Origin of the sequence: Acrocarpospora corrugata (genome assembly GCF_009687845.1) — a bacterium.
GTDB lineage: Bacteria > Actinomycetota > Actinomycetes > Streptosporangiales > Streptosporangiaceae > Acrocarpospora > Acrocarpospora corrugata.
In genome coordinates this window covers 1-16576 of sequence record NZ_BLAD01000127.1, presented here as the reverse complement: position 1 = coordinate 16576, position 16576 = coordinate 1, and the positions used below count along the sequence as shown (strand labels likewise).

The following is a 16576-nucleotide window of genomic DNA, read 5'->3' as shown; positions in this document are numbered from 1 at the left end:
GCGGGTGGGTGGGACAACCACCCCCCTATTGGGGCTCGATTTCCGCCAGCCGGGCTTCAAGGGCTCGGACGCGTTCCTGCTCGCGGAGTTCGCGTTCGCGTTGCTTGTCGAGTTCGCGCTGGAGCTTCTCGTGCTCCTTTGCCTCCCGTTCACGTTGCTTCTCCAGCTCGCGCGCCGCCTTCTCCTGCTCCTTGAGCTCCCGCTCGCGCTGCCGTTCCAGGTCCTTGGCCTCACGTTCCAGCTGCTTGTCGAGTTCCCTGCGCAGCTTGGTCTGCTCCCGGAGCTCCCGCTCCCGCTGCTTGCCGAGCTCCTTGAGCTCCTTCTCACTGATCGGCGGCATCTCCGGCGGCAGCGCGATCGGCGCCAGCACCAGCCCCCGGGACGCGCTGGTCAGCCGCGGACTGTTGTCCAGCGCCGTCAGACCGTTCCAGCACAGGTTGACCAGATGCGCGGCCACCGCCTCCCGGCTGGGCTTGCGCACGTCGAGCCACCACTGCCCAGTCAGCGCGACCATGCCGACCAGCATCTGCGCGTACATGGGGGCCAGCTTCGGGTCGTAGCCGCGCTCCACGAACTCGTCGGCCAGCACGTCCTCGACCTGGCTTGCGATGTCGCTGATCAGGCTGGCGAAGGTCCCGGTGCCGGAGGCCGCGTGCGAGTCCCTGACCAGGATGCGGAACCCCTCGCTGCTCTCCTCGATGTACTGCAGCAGCGCCAGCGCCGCCCGCTCCAGCTTGACCAGCGAGTGCGACGCCGACAGCGCCTGCGTCACCAGGCTGAGCAGCCGCTGCATCTCCCGGTCGATGACGACCGCGTAGATGCCCTCCTTGCCGCCGAAGTGCTCGTACACCACCGGCTTGGAGACCTTGGCCGTCGCCGCGATCTCCTCGACCGAGGTCCCGTCGAAACCCTTCTCCGCGAAGAGCGTGCGACCGATCTGGATCAACTGCTCGCGCCGCTCGGCGCCGGTCATGCGTCTGCGGGATCTGGGTTCGGGGGTCACGGGTTCCATAATGGCGCTACTCATGTAGTCCGTCCCGTTGGGGGATGAAAGACGTACGGCTACCGCGAGCTCCGCGGTAGCCGTACGAGAATTGCCTGGGTCAGCCAAGACGCTTCGCCGCCAGTCGTTCGGGGGTGGGCCAGCGCACGTCGTGCACCCAGCCGAGCCTCTCGAAGAGGCGGATGGTGCCCGCGCTGAGGTCGATCTGCCCCTTGAGCGCGCCGTGCCGGGCGCAGGTGGGGTCGGAGTGGTGCAGGTTGTGCCAGGACTCGCCGAACGAGGGGATGGCCAGCCACCAGACGTTGCGCGACTTGTCGCGGCTCTCGAAGGCCTCGTCGCCGAAGACGTGGCAGATCGAGTTGATCGACCAGGTGACGTGGTGCAGCAGGCCGATCCTGACCACGGTGCCCCAGAAGAACGCGGTCGCCGCGCCCTGCCAGGACAGGGTGAACAGCCCGCCGAGCACGGCCGGCAGGACCAGCGAGGTGATCGCCAGCACCGGGAACCACTTGTGGAGCTTCATCACGTCCGGATCCTTGATCAGGTCCGGCGCGTACTTGGCCCGGTTGGTGCGGTGAGTCTCGAACAGCCACCCCATGTGCGCCCACAGCAGGCCCTTGGTGACCGGCCAGAACCCGGTGCCGAACCGCCACGGCGAGTGCGGATCGCCGTCCTTGTCGGAGAACTTGTGGTGCTTGCGGTGGGTGGCGACCCAGTCGAGCACGGACATCTCCAGGGAGAGGCTCCCCGCGATCCCCAGCGCGATCTTCATCGGGCGCTTCGCCTTGAACGAGCCGTGTGTGAAGTAACGGTGCAGACCTACCGTCACACCCAGCCCGGTGACGATGTAGAAGACGAACGCGATCGCGACGTCGATCCAGCTGAGCAGGCCCCAGCCCCAGGCCATCGGTACGACGACGGCGAGCGCCACCAGCGGCGCCCCGACGACGAAACCGAAGGTGATGAGCTCGGGAAGGGTCTTCGGTTCGGGGTCGACGTCCGGTTTGGGCTGCGGAGCGGCTCGCTCCGTTACAACGGTCATGGGCTACCTCGCGGTTGTCGGATGTTGCCTACGCTACCGTAACTTACGCCATCGTAAGTAAGGAAACCCTAAGTTGTGACTGTATGGAACATGACCGTTGGCGGGCGATCTGGTGGAGTTCCCCCGACTTGTCGAAGAACGGAGTTTCTGTTAAAGGGGGACAATCCCTCCCACGTCGTGGGGAATATCGCTCGCACGTCTCGGGAGTGGTCCCGGTAAGGTAGAGGCTGTTGAAGCGACTCGGGCCGAAGGCTGGTTCGAGGCCGTCCGGCGTTGGGTAATTGGCAGCCCGCCAACCTTTGGAGTTGGTTTGTCCTGGTTCGAGTCCAGGCGCCGGAACGTGGTGAGGGTGGTGTGCTGGATGTGATCGGCACCCGGCCAGGTAAGCTCACGTTGTCGAGTGGGTGACCGTGCGGTGCCATGGCGGTGGCCGTACAGCATCCTGATCTAGACCCGTCTCACCAGCGGATCCGAGGGAGCTCCCACAAGTGAGTGCGCCGCGCCCGGCCGCCGTCATCGTCCTCGCCGCCGGCGAGGGCACGCGGATGAAGTCGAAAACCCCGAAAGTCCTGCACGAGCTCTGCGGCCGCTCCCTGGTCGGCCAGATGCTCGTGGTCGCCCGGGGCCTCGACCCCGAGAAACTGATCGTCGTCATCGGCCACGCGCGCGAACAGGTGGCGGCCCATCTGGCCCAGGTCGCCCCCGACGCGCACCAGGTCGTCCAGGAGCAGCAGAACGGCACCGGTCACGCGGTCCGGATGGTCCTGGAGGCGGTCGGCGCCATCGAGGGAACGGTCCTGGTGACCTACGGCGACACGCCGCTGCTGCGCACCGAGACGCTGGGCGCCCTGCTGGCCCGGCACGCCGAGGACGCCAACGCGGTCACCGTGCTCACCGCGAAGGTGCCCGACCCGACCGGCTACGGCCGGATCATCCGGGACGCCACCGGCGCGGTCCTGGAGATCGTCGAGGAGAAGGACGCGACGCCGGAACAGCGCGCGGTCACCGAGATGAACTCGGGGGTGTACGCGTTCGACGGTCTGCTCCTGGCCGACGCCGTCAAGCGCGTCTCCACCTCCAACGCGCAGGGCGAGGAGTACCTCACCGACGTGCTGTCGATCCTCCGCGAGGATGGTCACCGCGTCGGCGCGCACATCGCGGTGGACTACGCCGAGGTCGAGGGCGTCAACAACAAGGTCCAGCTGGCCTTCGCCCGCCGGGTGCTGAACGAGCGCATCCTGCACGCGCACATGCTCAACGGCGTCACCGTGGTCGACCCGGGGAACACCTGGATCGACGCCGAGGTCACGCTGGAGGCGGACGCGGTGATCCACCCCGGCACCCAGCTGCACGGCGCGACCCGGATCGCCGCCGGAGCCGAGATCGGCCCCGGCACCACGCTCACCGACACGGTGGTGGGCGAGGCGGCCGTGGTCCGCAACGCGGTCGCGTTCGACTCCGAGATCGGCCCGCACGCCTCGGTGGGCCCGTTCGCCTACCTGCGTCCGGGCACCCGCCTCGGGGTCAAAGGCAAGATCGGCACGTTCGTGGAGACCAAGAACGCCACCATCGGCGAGGGCTCCAAGATCCCTCACCTGAGCTACGTCGGCGACGCCACCATCGGCACCGGATCCAACATCGGCGCCGCCTGCGTGTTCGTGAACTACGACGGTGTCACGAAAAGTCATACAACGGTGGGCGACCATGCCCGGGTAGGGAGCGACAACATGCTGATCGCCCCCATTCATGTGGGCGACGGCGCGTACACGGCGGCCGGCTCGGTGCTCGTCAACGACGTGCCACCGGGCGCGATGGCGGTGGCCCGCAGCCGTCAGCGCAACGTCGAAGGCTGGGTGCTCCGCCGCCGCGCGGGCACCGCCGCCGCGGCGGCGGCCCAGCGGGCGCTCGAGTCGGGGCAGGCCCAGGCGTGAGCGGTACGGATCGGAACAAGGCGCGGTCGACCGCGTATCACCGGATTATCCCGGGCCAGGAGGAGCAAGTCGCATGAGTGGGATTCAGACGATGGGTCAGAAGAACCTGATGTTCTTCTCCGGTCGGGCGTATCCAGAGCTGGCCGACGAAGTCGCGAAGAACCTCGGGGTGGAGATCACCCCCACCGCGCTCCGCGACTTCGCCAACGGCGAGATCTACGTCCGCTACCTGGAGTCGGTACGGGGCTGTGACGCGTTCATCATCCAGAGCCACACCGCCCCGATAAACAAATGGATCATGGAACAGCTGATCATGGTGGACGCGCTCAAACGCGCCTCCGCCAAACGGGTGACCGTGATCATGCCGTTCTTCGGGTACGCCCGCCAGGACAAGAAGGGCCGAGGCCGCGAGCCCATAACGGCCCGCCTGATGGCCGACCTGTTCAAGCAGGCCGGCGCCGACCGCCTGATGTCCATCGACCTGCACACCTCGCAGATCCAGGGCTTCTTCGACGGCCCGGTCGACCACCTGTTCGCGATGCCGATCCTGATCGACTACCTGCGCGACAAGCTCGACCCGGCCAGCACCACGATCGTCTCGCCGGACACCGGCCGGGTCCGGCTGGCCGAACGCTGGTCTGACTCGCTGCGCACCCCGGTCGCCTTCATCCACAAGCGCCGCGACCTGGACGTGGCCAACCAGGTGAAGGTCAACGAGGTGGTCGGCAAGGTCCGCGGCCGCACCTGCGTGCTGATCGACGACATGATCGACACCGGCGGCTCGATCTGCAAGGCCGCCGACGCCCTCTACGACCACGGCGCCACCAACGTGGTCGTGGCCGCCACCCACGCGGTGTTCAGCGAACCCGCCGTGGACCGGCTGAAGAACTCGCGGATCTCCGAGGTCGTGGTCACCAACACGCTGCCGATCCCGCAGGAGCAGCGCTTCGACAAGCTGACCGTGCTGTCGATCGCGCCGCTGATCGCCCGCGCCATCACCGAGGTCTTCACCGACGGTTCGGTGACGAGCTTGTTCGAGGGGGATTCGTAAACCGATAGACTGCATAAGTTGCGCTCGTAACGCCTTCCGCTAGGGCGGGTGAGGGGGAGCGCGCCATCCGTCGAACCATCCCTAGGAGATGTGCCGTGTCCGAAGTAACGATCACCAGCGAGCCCCGCGACTCGTTCGGCAAGGGCGCCGCCCGCGCCATCCGCCGCGCGAACCGCGTCCCCGCCGTCCTGTACGGCCACGGCACCGAGCCCCGCCACATCAGCCTCCCGGGCCACGAGCTGCTGCTGGCGCTCCGCACCCCGAACGTGCTGATCAAGCTGGAGGGCGCGGTCACCGAGCTGGCCCTGCCCAAGGGCGTGCAGCGCGACCCGATCCGCGGCTTCCTCGAGCACGTCGACCTGATCCTGGTCCGGCGCGGCGAGAAGGTCACCGTCGAAATCCCGGTCACCGTGGTCGGCGACGTCGTCAACGGCGCCATGCTGGACCAGCAGATGGTCCAGGTCCAGGTGGAGACCGAGGCCACCCACATCCCGACCGGCGTCGAGGTCGACGTCGAGGGCAAGGACGCCGGCTTCGTGCTGCTCGCCGCCGACCTGCCGCTGCCCGCCGGCACCACCCTGGTGGGCGACCCCGAGGCGCTGATCCTGCACGTGATCTCCTCGCCGACCGCCGACCTGCCGGCCGAGGCCGGCGCCGAGGCCCCGGCCCCGGCCTCGGTCGAGTCCGCCGAGTCCGCCGAGTAGCCCGCACGACACCGGAGCCCCACCCGACATCTGGTCGGGTGGGGTTTTCTGCGTCGCTGGAGTTGGAGGATCTAGGGTGGGAGTCGTGGTGGATCGCTGGCTAGTGGTCGGGTTGGGCAATCCTGGTGCGGAGTACGCCGCCAACCGGCATAACGCGGGTTTCATGGTGGCCGACGAGTTGGCCGTGCGGGCCGGTGGCAGGTTCAAGGCGCACCGGGCGCGGGCCGAGGTGCTGGAGGGCCGGCTGGCGGGGGCGTCCGTGGTCCTGGCCAAGCCGCTGTCGTTCATGAACCTGTCCGGCGGCCCGGTGAAGGCGCTGGCGGACTTCTACAAGACGACGAGCCTCATCGTCGTCCATGACGAGCTGGACGTTCCCTATGGCGCGCTCCGCAGCAAACTGGGGGGCGGGGACAACGGCCACAACGGGTTGAAGTCCATCACGAAGTCGCTCGACACCAAGGACTACCTGCGGATCCGGTTCGGCATCGGGCGTCCGCCGGGGCGGATGGACACGGCGATCTACGTGCTCAAGGACTTCGCCACGGCCGAGCGCAAGGATCTTCCGTTCCTGATCGACCGCGCGGCCGACATGGTGGAGTCCTTGATCCAGGTGGGTCTGGAACCCACCCAGAACAAGTTCCATGCCGCCGACCTCAACGTGTCTACCCCGCCCCGGTAGCGGTCAGGACGGCGTCGGCGAAGTTGGCCAGTCCCGACTCGGCGCGTACGCAGAACAGGTTGGGCTCGGTGAGTTCGAGCTCCATGATGATCGGCTCGCCGTCGTCGCCGACGGCCAGGTCCACCCGGGCGTAGAGGAGGTCGCCGTCACCCGGGGCGGCGGCCAGCGCGGCCGAGGCGGTGCCCAGTTCGGCGGCCGTCGGCGTGTACGCCACCAGGCCGGGGTGGGGGACCCGATCGTTGTCGATCACTCCGCGTTCGGTGAGCAGCGCGTTCTTCCTGAGCGCGTGGCTGAACCGCCCGCCGAGGAAGACCAGGGCCCGCTCACCTTCGGTGATCCGGGTGACGTAGGGCTGGGTCATCGCGACCCGGCCGGACCCGTGCAGCAGATGGACGTGTTCCTCCGCCGCCGCGTGCTGGTCCGGGCCGTAGCGGGCGGTGTCCCGGGCTCCGGCCGACACGGTCGGTTTGACGACGAAGTCCCCGGAGTACGGAAATTCGATCGGCTCGCCGGCGGCCACGTAGCGCGCCGGGACCGTGGGGACTCCCGCCGCGATGAGATCGCCCAGGTAGTGCTTGTCGGTGTTCCAGGCGATCACCTCGGCGGGGTTGGCCAGCCGGGTCAGGGCGGCCACCCGGGTGGTCCACGCCAGGTACTCCGCCAGCCGGGTGGAGTAGTCCCAGGTGGAGCGGATCACGACCAGGCTCGCGGCCGACCAGTCGAACTCCTGGTCGTCCCAGGAGACCGCGACGCACTCGGCGCCACGCGCCTTCACGGCGTCCGCCATCGGCAGCAGATCCACGTCGTACTCGGCCATGGCCGTGGCGGTCGCCAGCACGACCGGGCCCGGGGTCACGAGCGCCGCCAGGTCATCAGGTTCTGGAAGAGCTCGGCCTGTTCGATGGCGTCGTCCAGGGCGTGGTGCGAGTGGCGGCGGGTGGACCTGATCTCCTGCGGCATCTGACGCTTCGTCGCCCAGCCGATGGGAACTGCGGCTTTGGCGGCGTACAGGGTCTTAATGTCGATGCAGCGGGAATGCCCGAAGGGTGACGAGCCCGTGAAGTTCATAAAATACCAATATATCCACATCCAGTCGTAGGACAGCGGATAGGCCGCCAGGACCGGGGTCGCCTTGCCGCAGGTCTCCGTGATCCACTTCGCGGCGCTCTTCATCGCCTCCTCGGGGTCGCGGCCCTCGCGGACGAGCAGGTCACGGTCGAGGCCGCAGACGGCCATGGCTTCCGGCACGAAATCATCGCTGATCGGCCGTAATTCCGCATAAAACGTGCTCGTGGTGGGGTCGAGGCGTTCGAAGTCCCGTCCGGTCATCCGCCCGGCCACGGTCATGCCAAAACTCACCATGGAATATGGCCCGGGAATAGGCCCATCGGCCTCGATATCAACGGAAATGTAGGTTTCGGCTTTCACTGAATTCTCCCCAGGGCAGCGCTAGCATGTCCAGCGGTCGATTAACGGTAGGTATGCGTACGGTTACACGGAGGCATGCGTGAGGGACGGCGAGGTGGGGGCGGTCGTCGTCGTCCGGCCGCGGGGGGCCGCGCAGCGGAAGGCGGGGCCGAGGGCGCCGGCATGGACCATCCGGTATCGGGTGAGCGCGGCCGTGTCCGACGTCATGTGCGCCTTTCTTGCCGGGGCCGCGGCGGTGGTGCTGCGGTTCGGGGAGGTCACTCCATATGTGGAGCCCTATGTTCTGCTGAGTGGAACGCTCCCATTGTTATGGGTGATGGTGATGGGGCTCAACCGCGTATATGAGCCGAGGCTGATCGGCGTCGGTTCCGAAGAATTCCGGCGGATCGCCCAGTCGGGCATCGCGGTCATCGCCGCCGTCGCCATCGCCGCCTACGTCACCAAGACCGACCTGGCGCGCGGCTACGTCGTGCTGGCCCTGCCCCTGATGACCATCCTCACCCTGCTCGGCCGGTACGGCTTGCGCCGCGGCCTGCACCGCAGAAGATCCCGAGGCCAGTGCATGCGCCGAGTCGTCGCCGTCGGTCACCCGGAGGCGGTCGCCGACCTGGTCCGCCTGTTCCGCCGCGAGCGGTACCACGGCATGGACATCGTGGCGGCCTGCCTGCCCAAGGAGGGCCCCGACGTCGGAGTCCCGGTATTGGGTGATTTTTCCGATGTGCCGCTCGTGGTCAACCTGATCAACGCCGACACGGTCGCCGTGCTCGCCTGCCCCGAGTTCGACGGGGTCGCCCTGCGGCGGCTGGCCTGGCGGCTGGAGCGGAGCCTTACCGACCTGGTGGTGGCGCCGGCGCTGATGGAGGTGGCCGGGCCGCGCACCACCATCCGCCCGGTGGCGGGGCTGCCGCTGCTGCACGTGGAGCATCCGGAACTGGCCGGCGTCCGGCGGCTGATCAAGAACGGCTTCGACCGGCTGGTCGCCGGGATCGCCCTGGTCGTGCTGGCGCCGCTGCTGGTCACGCTGGTGATCGCGGTCAAGGTGACCAGCTCGGGCCCCGCCCTGTTCCGCCAGACCCGGATCGGCCGGGACGGCAGGGAGTTCACCATACTCAAGTTCCGCACCATGGCCCAGGACGCCGAACACCGGAAGATCCAGCTGGTCAGCGACGCCGACGGGGTGCTCTTCAAGATCCGCGGCGACCCCCGGATCACCAGGCTCGGAGCCCGGCTGCGGCGGCACTCGCTGGACGAGCTCCCGCAACTGATCAACGTGGTCAAAGGCCACATGTCCCTGGTCGGCCCTCGCCCGCCGCTGCCCGAGGAGGTGGCCCGCTACGGCGACGACGTCCGCCGCCGCCTGCTGGTCCGTCCCGGCATGACCGGCCTGTGGCAGGTGAACGGCAGATCTGACCTGTCATGGGAGGAATCGGTACGGTTGGACCTGCGTTATGTCGAGAACTGGTCCCTCATGTTGGATCTTCAAATCCTCTGGAAGACGTGGTCGGCCGTGGCACGCGGAGCAGGAGCGTACTGAGCAGTGAAGACCATCAGGGATGACCACGCCCTCGCCGAAGACCTGGCGACCGAGGCCGGCGAGAAACTTCTCCGCCTCCGCGCGCGCTACGGCTTCGACGACCCCAAGGCGCTCAAAGACGCGGGCGACCGCGAATCCCACCGGTTCCTGACGGAATCCCTGGAACGCCTGCGCCCCAGCGACAGCGTGCTGTCGGAGGAGGGCGACCGATTCGACCCCAAGCGGCTGGCCGCCAGCCGGGTGTGGATCGTCGACCCGCTGGACGGCACCCGCGAGTTCGGCGAGGCCGGGCGGTCGGACTGGGCGGTGCACGTGGCGCTCTGGGAGGACGGGCGGCTGGCGGCGGGGGCGGTGGCGTTGCCCGCGCAGGGCCGTACCCTCGGGACCGGAAAGCCGCCGGTGCTGCCGCGCCACGAGGGCCCCCGGTTCCGGATCGCGGTGAGCCGTACCAGGCCGCCCGAGTTCGTACAGAAACTCGCCTACCTGGTGGGCGCCGACCTGGTGCCGATTGGCAGCGCCGGCGCGAAGATCTGCGCGGTGCTCACCGGCGAGGTCGAGGCTTATGTGCACGCGGGCGGTCAGTATGAGTGGGATTCGGCGGCTCCGGCCGCCGTCGCACTCGCCGCGGGCGCGCACGCGAGCCGCATCGACGGCGCCACACTGACCTACAACCAAGCCGACCCTTCACTGCCCGATATCCTGGTCTCCCTACCGGATCTGGCGCCAACGTTGCTCGCCGGCATCCGTGACCTGCATCGGCCGGTGTAATCACCCCCAATTAGAGGAAGCCCCAATGCTTCAGCGCGACTACACGACGTCGCAGCTCGACGTCCTCGAAGCCGAGGCGATCCACATCATGCGTGAGGTCGCGGCCGAGTTCGAGCGTCCCTGTCTGCTCTTCTCCGGCGGCAAGGACTCGATCGTGATGCTGCGCATCGCCGAGAAGGCGTTCTGGCCGGCTCCGATCCCGTTCCCGCTCATGCACGTGGACACCGGCCACAACTTCGCCGAGGTCATCGAGTTCCGGGACCGGCGGTCCGCCGAACTCGGCGCGCGGCTGGTGGTGGCGTCGGTGCAGGACTCGATCGACGCCGGCCGGGTGGTCGAGGAGACCGGGCGGCGGGCCTCGCGCAACCGGCTGCAGACGACCACGCTGCTGGACGCGATCGAGGAGCACGAGTTCGACGCGGTGTTCGGCGGCGCGCGCCGGGACGAGGAGAAGGCGCGGGCCAAGGAGCGGGTGTTCTCGTTCCGGGACGACTTCGGGCAGTGGGACCCGAAGAACCAGCGCCCGGAGCTGTGGAACCTGTACAACGCGAAGATCCGCAAGGGTGAGCACATCCGGGTGTTCCCGCTGTCCAACTGGACCGAGCTGGATATCTGGGACTACATCCGGCGGGAGGGGATCGAGATCCCGGCCATCTACTTCGCCCATACCCGCCGGGTCTTCGAGCGGGACGGCATGCTGCTGCCCGAGTCCGACCTGCTGGAGCGCGGCGAGGACGAGCCGCTGTTCGAGGCGGTGGTGCGCTACCGGACGGTCGGCGACATCACCTGCACGGGCGCGGTCCAGTCCACCGCCGCCACGGTGGGCGAGATCATCGAAGAGATCGCGGTGACCAGGATCACCGAACGCGGCGCCACCCGGGCCGACGACCGGGCCTCCGAGGCGGCGATGGAAGACCGCAAGAAGGAAGGGTATTTCTGATGGACATCCTTCGGTTCGCCACCGCCGGATCCGTGGACGACGGCAAGTCCACCCTGATCGGGCGGCTGCTCTTCGACTCCAAGGCCATCTTCGAGGACCAGCTGGAAGCGGTCGAACGCACCAGCAGGGACCGGGGCACCGAGTACACCGACCTGTCGCTGCTCACCGACGGCCTGCGGGCCGAACGCGAGCAGGGCATCACCATCGACGTGGCCTACCGCTACTTCGCGACGCCCAAGCGCAAGTTCATCATCGCCGACACCCCGGGGCACATTCAGTACACCCGGAACATGGTCACCGGCGCGTCCACCGCCGACCTGGCGATCATTCTGATCGACGCGCGCAAGGGCGTGCTGGAGCAGTCCCGTCGGCACGCGTTCCTGACCACGCTGCTGCGGGTGCCGCACCTGGTGCTGGCGGTCAACAAGATGGACCTGGTCGACTACTCCGAGGAGCGGTTCGAGGAGATCCGCGAGGAGTTCACCTCGTTCGCGTCCAAGCTGAACGCCAGCGACCTGACCTTCATCCCGATCTCGGCGCTGCACGGCGACAACGTCGTCTCCCGGTCCGAGAACATGCCGTGGTACCAGGGCACCTCGCTGCTGCACCACCTGGAGAACGTGCACATCGCCTCCGACCGCAACCTGGTCGACGTGCGCTTCCCGGTGCAGTACGTCATCCGCCCGCACAAGACCGAATTCCACGACTACCGCGGCTATGCCGGGCAGGTCGCGGGCGGCGTGCTCAAGCCGGGCGACGAGATCGTGCACCTGCCGTCCGGGCTGACCACCAGGATCGCCGCGATCGACACCTTCGACGGTCCGGTGGACGAGGCGTTCCCGCCCATGTCGGTGACGCTGCGACTGGAGGACGACATCGACATCTCGCGCGGCGACATGCTCTGCCGCCCGAACAACCAGCCCACCCCCACCCAGGAGATCGACGCGATGATCTGCTGGATGGCCGACGGCGTGAAGCTGCGCCCGCGGGCCAAACTGACCATCAAGCACACCACCAGGACCGCGCGCGCCCTGGTCAAGGACCTGCACTACCGGCTGGACGTGAACACGCTGCACCGGGACGAGACGGCCGGCGAGCTGTCACTCAACGAGATCGGCCGGGTGTCGCTGCGCATCACCCAGCCGCTGTTCGTGGACGACTACGCCAGGAACCGGCTGACCGGCGGCTTCATCCTGATCGACGAGGCCGCGAACGGCACCGTCGGGGCCGGGATGATCGTCTGATCAGGTAGATCATTTAACGTTCTGTGAACGAGTAGTTACTCTCCGCGCTAGCGTCGGCACGTTCCGTATCCACTTCGGGGGTCGTGCTCGTGTCTGACGCTCAGCCGGTGATCTTTGTAGGAGGGCTCGGGCGCAGCGGTACCACGCTGTTGGAGCGCCTGCTCGGAGAGTTGCCCGGGGTCGCGCCGCTCGGTGAGGTCGTGCATCTGTGGCGGCGCGGCGTGCAGGCCGACGAGCCGTGCGGCTGCCGCCAGCCGTTCTCGCAGTGCCCGTTCTGGCACAAGGTCGGCGAGCGCGCCTTCGGCGGCTGGCGGCTGGCCAAGGCGGACCGGCAGCACGAACTGCGCGCCAAGGTGGACAGGACCCGGCGGGTGCCGGTGTTCGCGCTCGGCCTGATCAGCCGCGAGGCCCAGCTGACCGAGTATGTGGCCGCCTACCACCGGATCTACGCCGCCGCCGCCGAGATCGCGAACGGCCGGGTGGTGGTGGATTCGAGCAAACACGCCTCGCTCGCCTACTGCCTGTCGGCGATCATCGATCTGCAGGTCGTGCACGTGGTGCGGGATCCGCGGGCGGTGGCCGCGTCCTGGCGTAAGAAGGTGGCCAGGCCCGAGGACGGCACGCCGATGGCCCGCTGGTCGCCGATGCGGACCGCGCTGCACTGGGTGGCCCAGAACCTGGCCTATGAGGTGCTGCGGGCCAAGCGGGTGCCCGTGCTGCGGGTGCACTACGAGGACCTGGTCGAGGAGCCCGCCCGCACCCTGCGCGGCCTGGCCGAGCGCCTCGGCCTGCCCTGCGCGGAGGCCGACTTCGACTTCCTCGACGGCCGCGAGGCGCGTCTCGGCGTCGCCCACACCGTGTCCGGCAACCCGATGCGCTTCGCGGTCGGCCGGATCAAGTTCCGCGAGAACCAGCCCCGCCTGCCCTTCCCGCACCGCTGGGCGGTCACCCTCATCACCCTGCCGTTCCTGCTGCGGTACGGCTACCGCCTCACCTACTGATTCCGCACTCACTGATTCCGGAGAACCCCACGATGAACCCGTCCGTCGGCGTTGTCATCCCCACGCGCGGCGACCGGCCGGGCCCGCTGCGCGCCGCGCTGGAAGGCGTGCTCGGCCAGGACTACCCCCGCCCCGCCCAGGTTGTGGTCGTGGTGGACGACGGCGATCCGATCGACGTCGCCGAGCAGATCGCCGACGTGGTCGCCGCCACGCGGGGGCGCGTCCGGGTGCTGCCCAACCGGCTCAGCCCCGGCCTGCCCGGCGCCCGCAACACCGGCATCGCCGCGCACGACACCGACCTGATCGCCTTCTGCGACGACGACGACCTCTGGCTGCCCGGCAAACTCACCGCCCAGATCGCCGCCCTCGGCGACGCCGAGTTCATGGCCTGTGCCATCGAGGTCGAGTACGGCTCCCGCCGCGTTCCCCGCACCGCCGGGCGGTCCCAGGTGACCGTGGCCGATCTGGTCAGGTCGCGGATGGTGATGGTGCACTCGTCCACGTTCCTGTTCAGGCGAGGGTCGCTCTGGGTGGATGAGAGCTCGCCCGCCGGACAGAACGAGGACTGGGATCTGGCTCTGCGAGCGGCCCGGCGGCAGCCGATCGGGTTCGTGGACAGGCCGCTCGTGCGGGTGCACTGGGGGAGTTCGCAGTTCGTGGCTCGCTGGGCGGATCGGATCGCGGGGCTGGAGTGGATGCTGGCCAGGCATCCTGAGCTGGCGGCTGACGCGCGTGGGTCGGCGCGGATCTACGGGCAGCTCGCTTTCCACAACGCGGCGCTCGGCCGGCGCGGGGAGGCTCGGCGCTGGGCGTTGCGTGCGTTCAAAGCCCGGCGGGGGGAGCCGCGCGCGCCGATCGCGCTGGCTGTCGCGCTGGGGCTGGTGTCGGCGCCGGCCGTGCTCGCGGCCCTGCACACGCGAGGACATGGCATCTGATGGGGCGCATGTCCTTTCTGCTCGCCGTGCCCCGGCCGAGGGTCTCGCCGGACCGGGTCGTGCGGCGGCGGCGCCGGGTGGCGGTGGCCGGGATCGAAGTGGATCGGTTGACTGAGATCCAGGTGGTGGACCGTGTGGTGACCGCGCTTCGGCGGGGTCGGGGCGGGCATGTGGTGACGCCGAATGTGGATATCTGCCGGGCCTGTTCGCGGGATGCGGCGTTGCGTGCGCTGGTGTTGCGGGCGGATCTGGCGGTGGCCGACGGGATGCCGCTGGTGTGGGCGGCCCGGATGCTCGGGCGGCCGCTGCCGGCGCGGATCACCGGGGCCGACCTGATCTGGTCGTTGTCGGAGGCGGCGGCGTTCTATCGGATTCCCGTCTATCTGCTGGGGGGTCCGCCGGGGGTGGCGGATCGGGCGGCGACGGCGCTGTGCGATCGGTATCCCGGGTTGATCGTGGCGGGGGTGGACGCGCCGACGGCCGGGTTCGAGGTGGATCCTGAGCGGTTCGAGCAGGTCAGGAAGGCGTTGCTGGACGCGGGGCCCCGGCTGGTGTTCGTGGGGCTCGGGTTTCCTAAGCAGGATCTGCTGATCGAGCGGCTGCGGAGTGATCTGCCGGAGACGTGGTTCGTCGGGTGTGGGGCGGCGATCGCGTTCGCGGCCGGGTCGGTACGGCGGGCGCCGAATTGGATGCGGGACTCCGGGCTGGAGTGGCTTTACCGATTGAGCAGGGAACCTGGTCGGCTGGTGCGGCGGTACCTGGTGGACGATATGCCGTTCGCGATGCGGCTGCTGCTGGTGTGTGCGATCCGGCGGCTGTTCACCTGACGAGGGACAGGACCCTTGAGGCGTCCTCGGGGGAGAGGCGGACCCGGGCGGCGGTGGCCGCGCTGTCGGCGGGCTGGAACGCGGTCCGGGAGAGGCCTGACCAGGTGAAGGCGCGGTCGGGAGAGGGGCCGGTGCAGGCGCGGCGGACGAGTTGGGCCGAGCGGTCGGTCCAGCTGAGGCCGCACCAGGCGTACAGGTCGCGGAAGCCGTAGAGCGGGTCGGCGGCGAGGGATTCGTAGCTGATCACGCGGATGTTCGGGTGGGTGATCGAGTCGGTCACCTCGCGGGCGGCGCGCCAGAGGGCGACGGCTTTGGCCAGGCGGTCCTGGGAGCCGACGTGTTCGCGTAGCGCGAGCAGGCCCGGGTGGTCGCGGATGAGCAGGGGCTGTTCGAGGAGTTCGTGGAAGTAGACCGTCCAGCCGAGGTGTTGCCAGCTGCCCACGAACGTGACGGGGTCGCGGACCAGGATGATTACGCGGCAGTTGAGGCGGGAGGCGAACCAGGGGGCGGAGAACAGGGCGAAAGGGTCGTCGAGGAGGGCGCGGCGGCCCTGGGCGCAGCCGATGGTGAATGTGGTGCCGTATTTGAGCAGGCGGGCCAGGGCCGCGGGGCGGCGGTTGCGGCGGAGTTCGGCGAGGAAGCGGTAGCGGAGCGCGGTGGTGTCGGTGAAGGCGGGGAGCCAGTCGGATTCGTTGTCTTCGCAGATGTACTGGAAGCGGTTCGGGGGTGGGCCGTTGAGGATGCCGGGGTAGCGGCGTTCGGGGTTGAGTGGCTCGTTGACGTAGACGAGCTGGCCGGAGGCGCAGAGCAGGTGGCCGGTCCAGCTGGTGCCGGTGCGGGGGAGGCCGGTGATCAGAATGGTCATGCCGCGATCCTGGGGCGGAGGCCGTGGAGCTGAACGAGGGGCAGGACGTTTTTCACCAGTACGCCACCGGACCAGCCGAGCGCCGCGCCGAGCGCGCCCATCGACGGGACCAGCATCAGGTCGAGGACGATCGTGACGGTGACGGCTGAGACGATGTTGACGAGACTGGCGGTGGTGCGGCCGGAGGCGATCAGGACCACGTCCACCATTCCGCAGGCGGTGGCGATCATCATGGTGGCGGAGAGTACGAGGGCGATATCCACACCCTGGGGATAACTTGGCCCGAACAGTTCGAGCAGCCAGGGCGCGAGGGCGGCATACCCGATCCAGACCGGCCAAGTGATCGCCATCAACGCCCGCGTGGCCTGCCGGTAGAGCCGCCTCGCCCCCGCCGAATCGCCCTCCGCGATCGCCCTGATCAACCGCGGCTGCACAGCCTGCGCGAGCCCCTGATTGACGAGCTGCCCAACCACCTTGAACCGCGTCGCCGCGGTATACATAGCCGCCTCTTCAGGCCCCGCCAAAAACGCGACCACCACAATATCGAGCCGCTGAAACACCGCCTGAACCCCAGCCCCCACCGACCGGGGCCCGGTATACCGCCAAAACTCCCCCCACCCAACC

Annotated in this window: 17 protein-coding genes and 1 tRNA gene; 12 read left to right on the top strand and 6 right to left on the bottom strand. The window is 68.6% G+C overall.

Going from position 1 to position 16576, the window contains the following annotated elements:
* Positions 1-25 precede the first annotated feature (25 nt).
* Together Acor_RS46580 and Acor_RS40165 are read right to left on the bottom strand one after the other, a co-directional pair.
* Complete coding sequence (locus Acor_RS46580; RefSeq protein WP_155342013.1) at positions 26-1012, bottom strand: TetR/AcrR family transcriptional regulator; 987 nt, start codon at positions 1010-1012, stop codon at positions 26-28.
* Between the two features lie 91 nt (positions 1013-1103).
* Positions 1104-2045 carry an acyl-CoA desaturase gene (locus Acor_RS40165; protein ID WP_155342011.1) on the bottom strand — a complete coding sequence of 314 codons (942 nt, stop codon included), beginning with the start codon at positions 2043-2045 and terminating at the stop codon, positions 1104-1106.
* A gap of 266 nt (positions 2046-2311) precedes the next feature.
* Between Acor_RS40165 and Acor_RS40160 the strand changes: the two genes are divergently transcribed.
* The 5 genes from Acor_RS40160 to pth all read left to right on the top strand — a co-directional run bounded on the left by Acor_RS40160 (position 2312) and on the right by pth (position 6410).
* A tRNA-Gln gene (locus Acor_RS40160) sits at positions 2312-2384 on the top strand.
* 149 nt (positions 2385-2533) lie between these two features.
* Complete coding sequence (glmU, locus tag Acor_RS40155) at positions 2534-3976, top strand: bifunctional UDP-N-acetylglucosamine diphosphorylase/glucosamine-1-phosphate N-acetyltransferase GlmU (protein WP_155342010.1); 1443 nt, start codon at positions 2534-2536, stop codon at positions 3974-3976.
* Positions 3977-4049: 73 nt separating this feature from the next.
* Entirely contained in the window at positions 4050-5027 is a 978-nt protein-coding gene (locus Acor_RS40150; RefSeq protein WP_155342009.1) for a ribose-phosphate diphosphokinase, read from the top strand.
* A 95-nt stretch (positions 5028-5122) separates the two neighbouring features.
* A complete protein-coding gene (locus tag Acor_RS40145; protein ID WP_155342008.1) occupies positions 5123-5731 on the top strand; it encodes a 50S ribosomal protein L25/general stress protein Ctc in 609 nt (202 codons plus the stop codon).
* Between the two features lie 88 nt (positions 5732-5819).
* A complete protein-coding gene (pth, locus tag Acor_RS40140) occupies positions 5820-6410 on the top strand; it encodes an aminoacyl-tRNA hydrolase (protein WP_155342007.1) in 591 nt (196 codons plus the stop codon).
* Here pth and Acor_RS40135 read toward each other — a convergent pair.
* Positions 6394-7266, bottom strand: coding sequence for an ATP-grasp domain-containing protein (locus Acor_RS40135; protein ID WP_155342006.1), 873 nt, complete (start codon positions 7264-7266; stop codon positions 6394-6396). The genes pth and Acor_RS40135 overlap by 17 nt on opposite strands.
* Positions 7263-7757 carry a 3'-5' exoribonuclease domain-containing protein gene (locus Acor_RS40130; RefSeq protein WP_246239818.1) on the bottom strand — a complete coding sequence of 165 codons (495 nt, stop codon included), beginning with the start codon at positions 7755-7757 and terminating at the stop codon, positions 7263-7265. Before Acor_RS40130 ends, Acor_RS40135 begins: the two co-directional genes overlap by 4 nt.
* A 160-nt stretch (positions 7758-7917) precedes the next feature.
* On the opposite strand from Acor_RS40130, the gene Acor_RS42905 reads away from it, so the two are divergent.
* The 7 genes from Acor_RS42905 to Acor_RS40100 all read left to right on the top strand — a co-directional run bounded on the left by Acor_RS42905 (position 7918) and on the right by Acor_RS40100 (position 15087).
* On the top strand, positions 7918-9372 hold the full coding sequence (locus tag Acor_RS42905) for a sugar transferase (protein WP_422664869.1): 1455 nt from the start codon (positions 7918-7920) through the stop codon (positions 9370-9372).
* Positions 9373-9375: 3 nt separating this feature from the next.
* Positions 9376-10140, top strand: coding sequence for a 3'(2'),5'-bisphosphate nucleotidase CysQ (locus Acor_RS42900; protein ID WP_174876263.1), 765 nt, complete (start codon positions 9376-9378; stop codon positions 10138-10140).
* A 25-nt stretch (positions 10141-10165) separates the two neighbouring features.
* Positions 10166-11080 (top strand): sulfate adenylyltransferase subunit CysD, encoded by a 915-nt coding sequence (gene cysD / locus Acor_RS40120; protein WP_155342004.1) that lies wholly within the window; start codon positions 10166-10168, stop codon positions 11078-11080.
* Positions 11080-12324, top strand: a complete 1245-nt coding sequence (gene cysN, locus Acor_RS40115) for a sulfate adenylyltransferase subunit CysN (RefSeq protein WP_155342003.1) — start codon at positions 11080-11082, stop codon at positions 12322-12324. The genes cysD and cysN overlap by 1 nt, the downstream gene beginning before the upstream one ends.
* 107 nt (positions 12325-12431) lie before the next feature.
* Positions 12432-13325, top strand: a complete 894-nt coding sequence (locus Acor_RS40110) for a sulfotransferase family protein (RefSeq protein ID WP_246239817.1) — start codon at positions 12432-12434, stop codon at positions 13323-13325.
* A gap of 32 nt (positions 13326-13357) precedes the next feature.
* On the top strand, positions 13358-14260 hold the full coding sequence (locus tag Acor_RS40105; protein WP_155342002.1) for a glycosyltransferase family 2 protein: 903 nt from the start codon (positions 13358-13360) through the stop codon (positions 14258-14260).
* Positions 14261-14268: 8 nt separating this feature from the next.
* The gene (locus Acor_RS40100) at positions 14269-15087 is read left to right on the top strand and encodes a WecB/TagA/CpsF family glycosyltransferase (RefSeq protein ID WP_170317346.1); all 819 of its coding nucleotides are present in this window, start codon (positions 14269-14271) and stop codon (positions 15085-15087) included.
* Here the strand turns inward: Acor_RS40100 and Acor_RS40095 are convergent.
* The gene (locus Acor_RS40095; protein ID WP_155342000.1) at positions 15080-15952 is read right to left on the bottom strand and encodes a sulfotransferase; all 873 of its coding nucleotides are present in this window, start codon (positions 15950-15952) and stop codon (positions 15080-15082) included. The genes Acor_RS40100 and Acor_RS40095 overlap by 8 nt on opposite strands.
* A complete protein-coding gene (locus Acor_RS40090) occupies positions 15949-16512 on the bottom strand; it encodes a lipopolysaccharide biosynthesis protein (RefSeq protein ID WP_246239816.1) in 564 nt (187 codons plus the stop codon). Before Acor_RS40090 ends, Acor_RS40095 begins: the two co-directional genes overlap by 4 nt.
* Between the last annotated feature and the right edge of the window lie 64 nt (positions 16513-16576).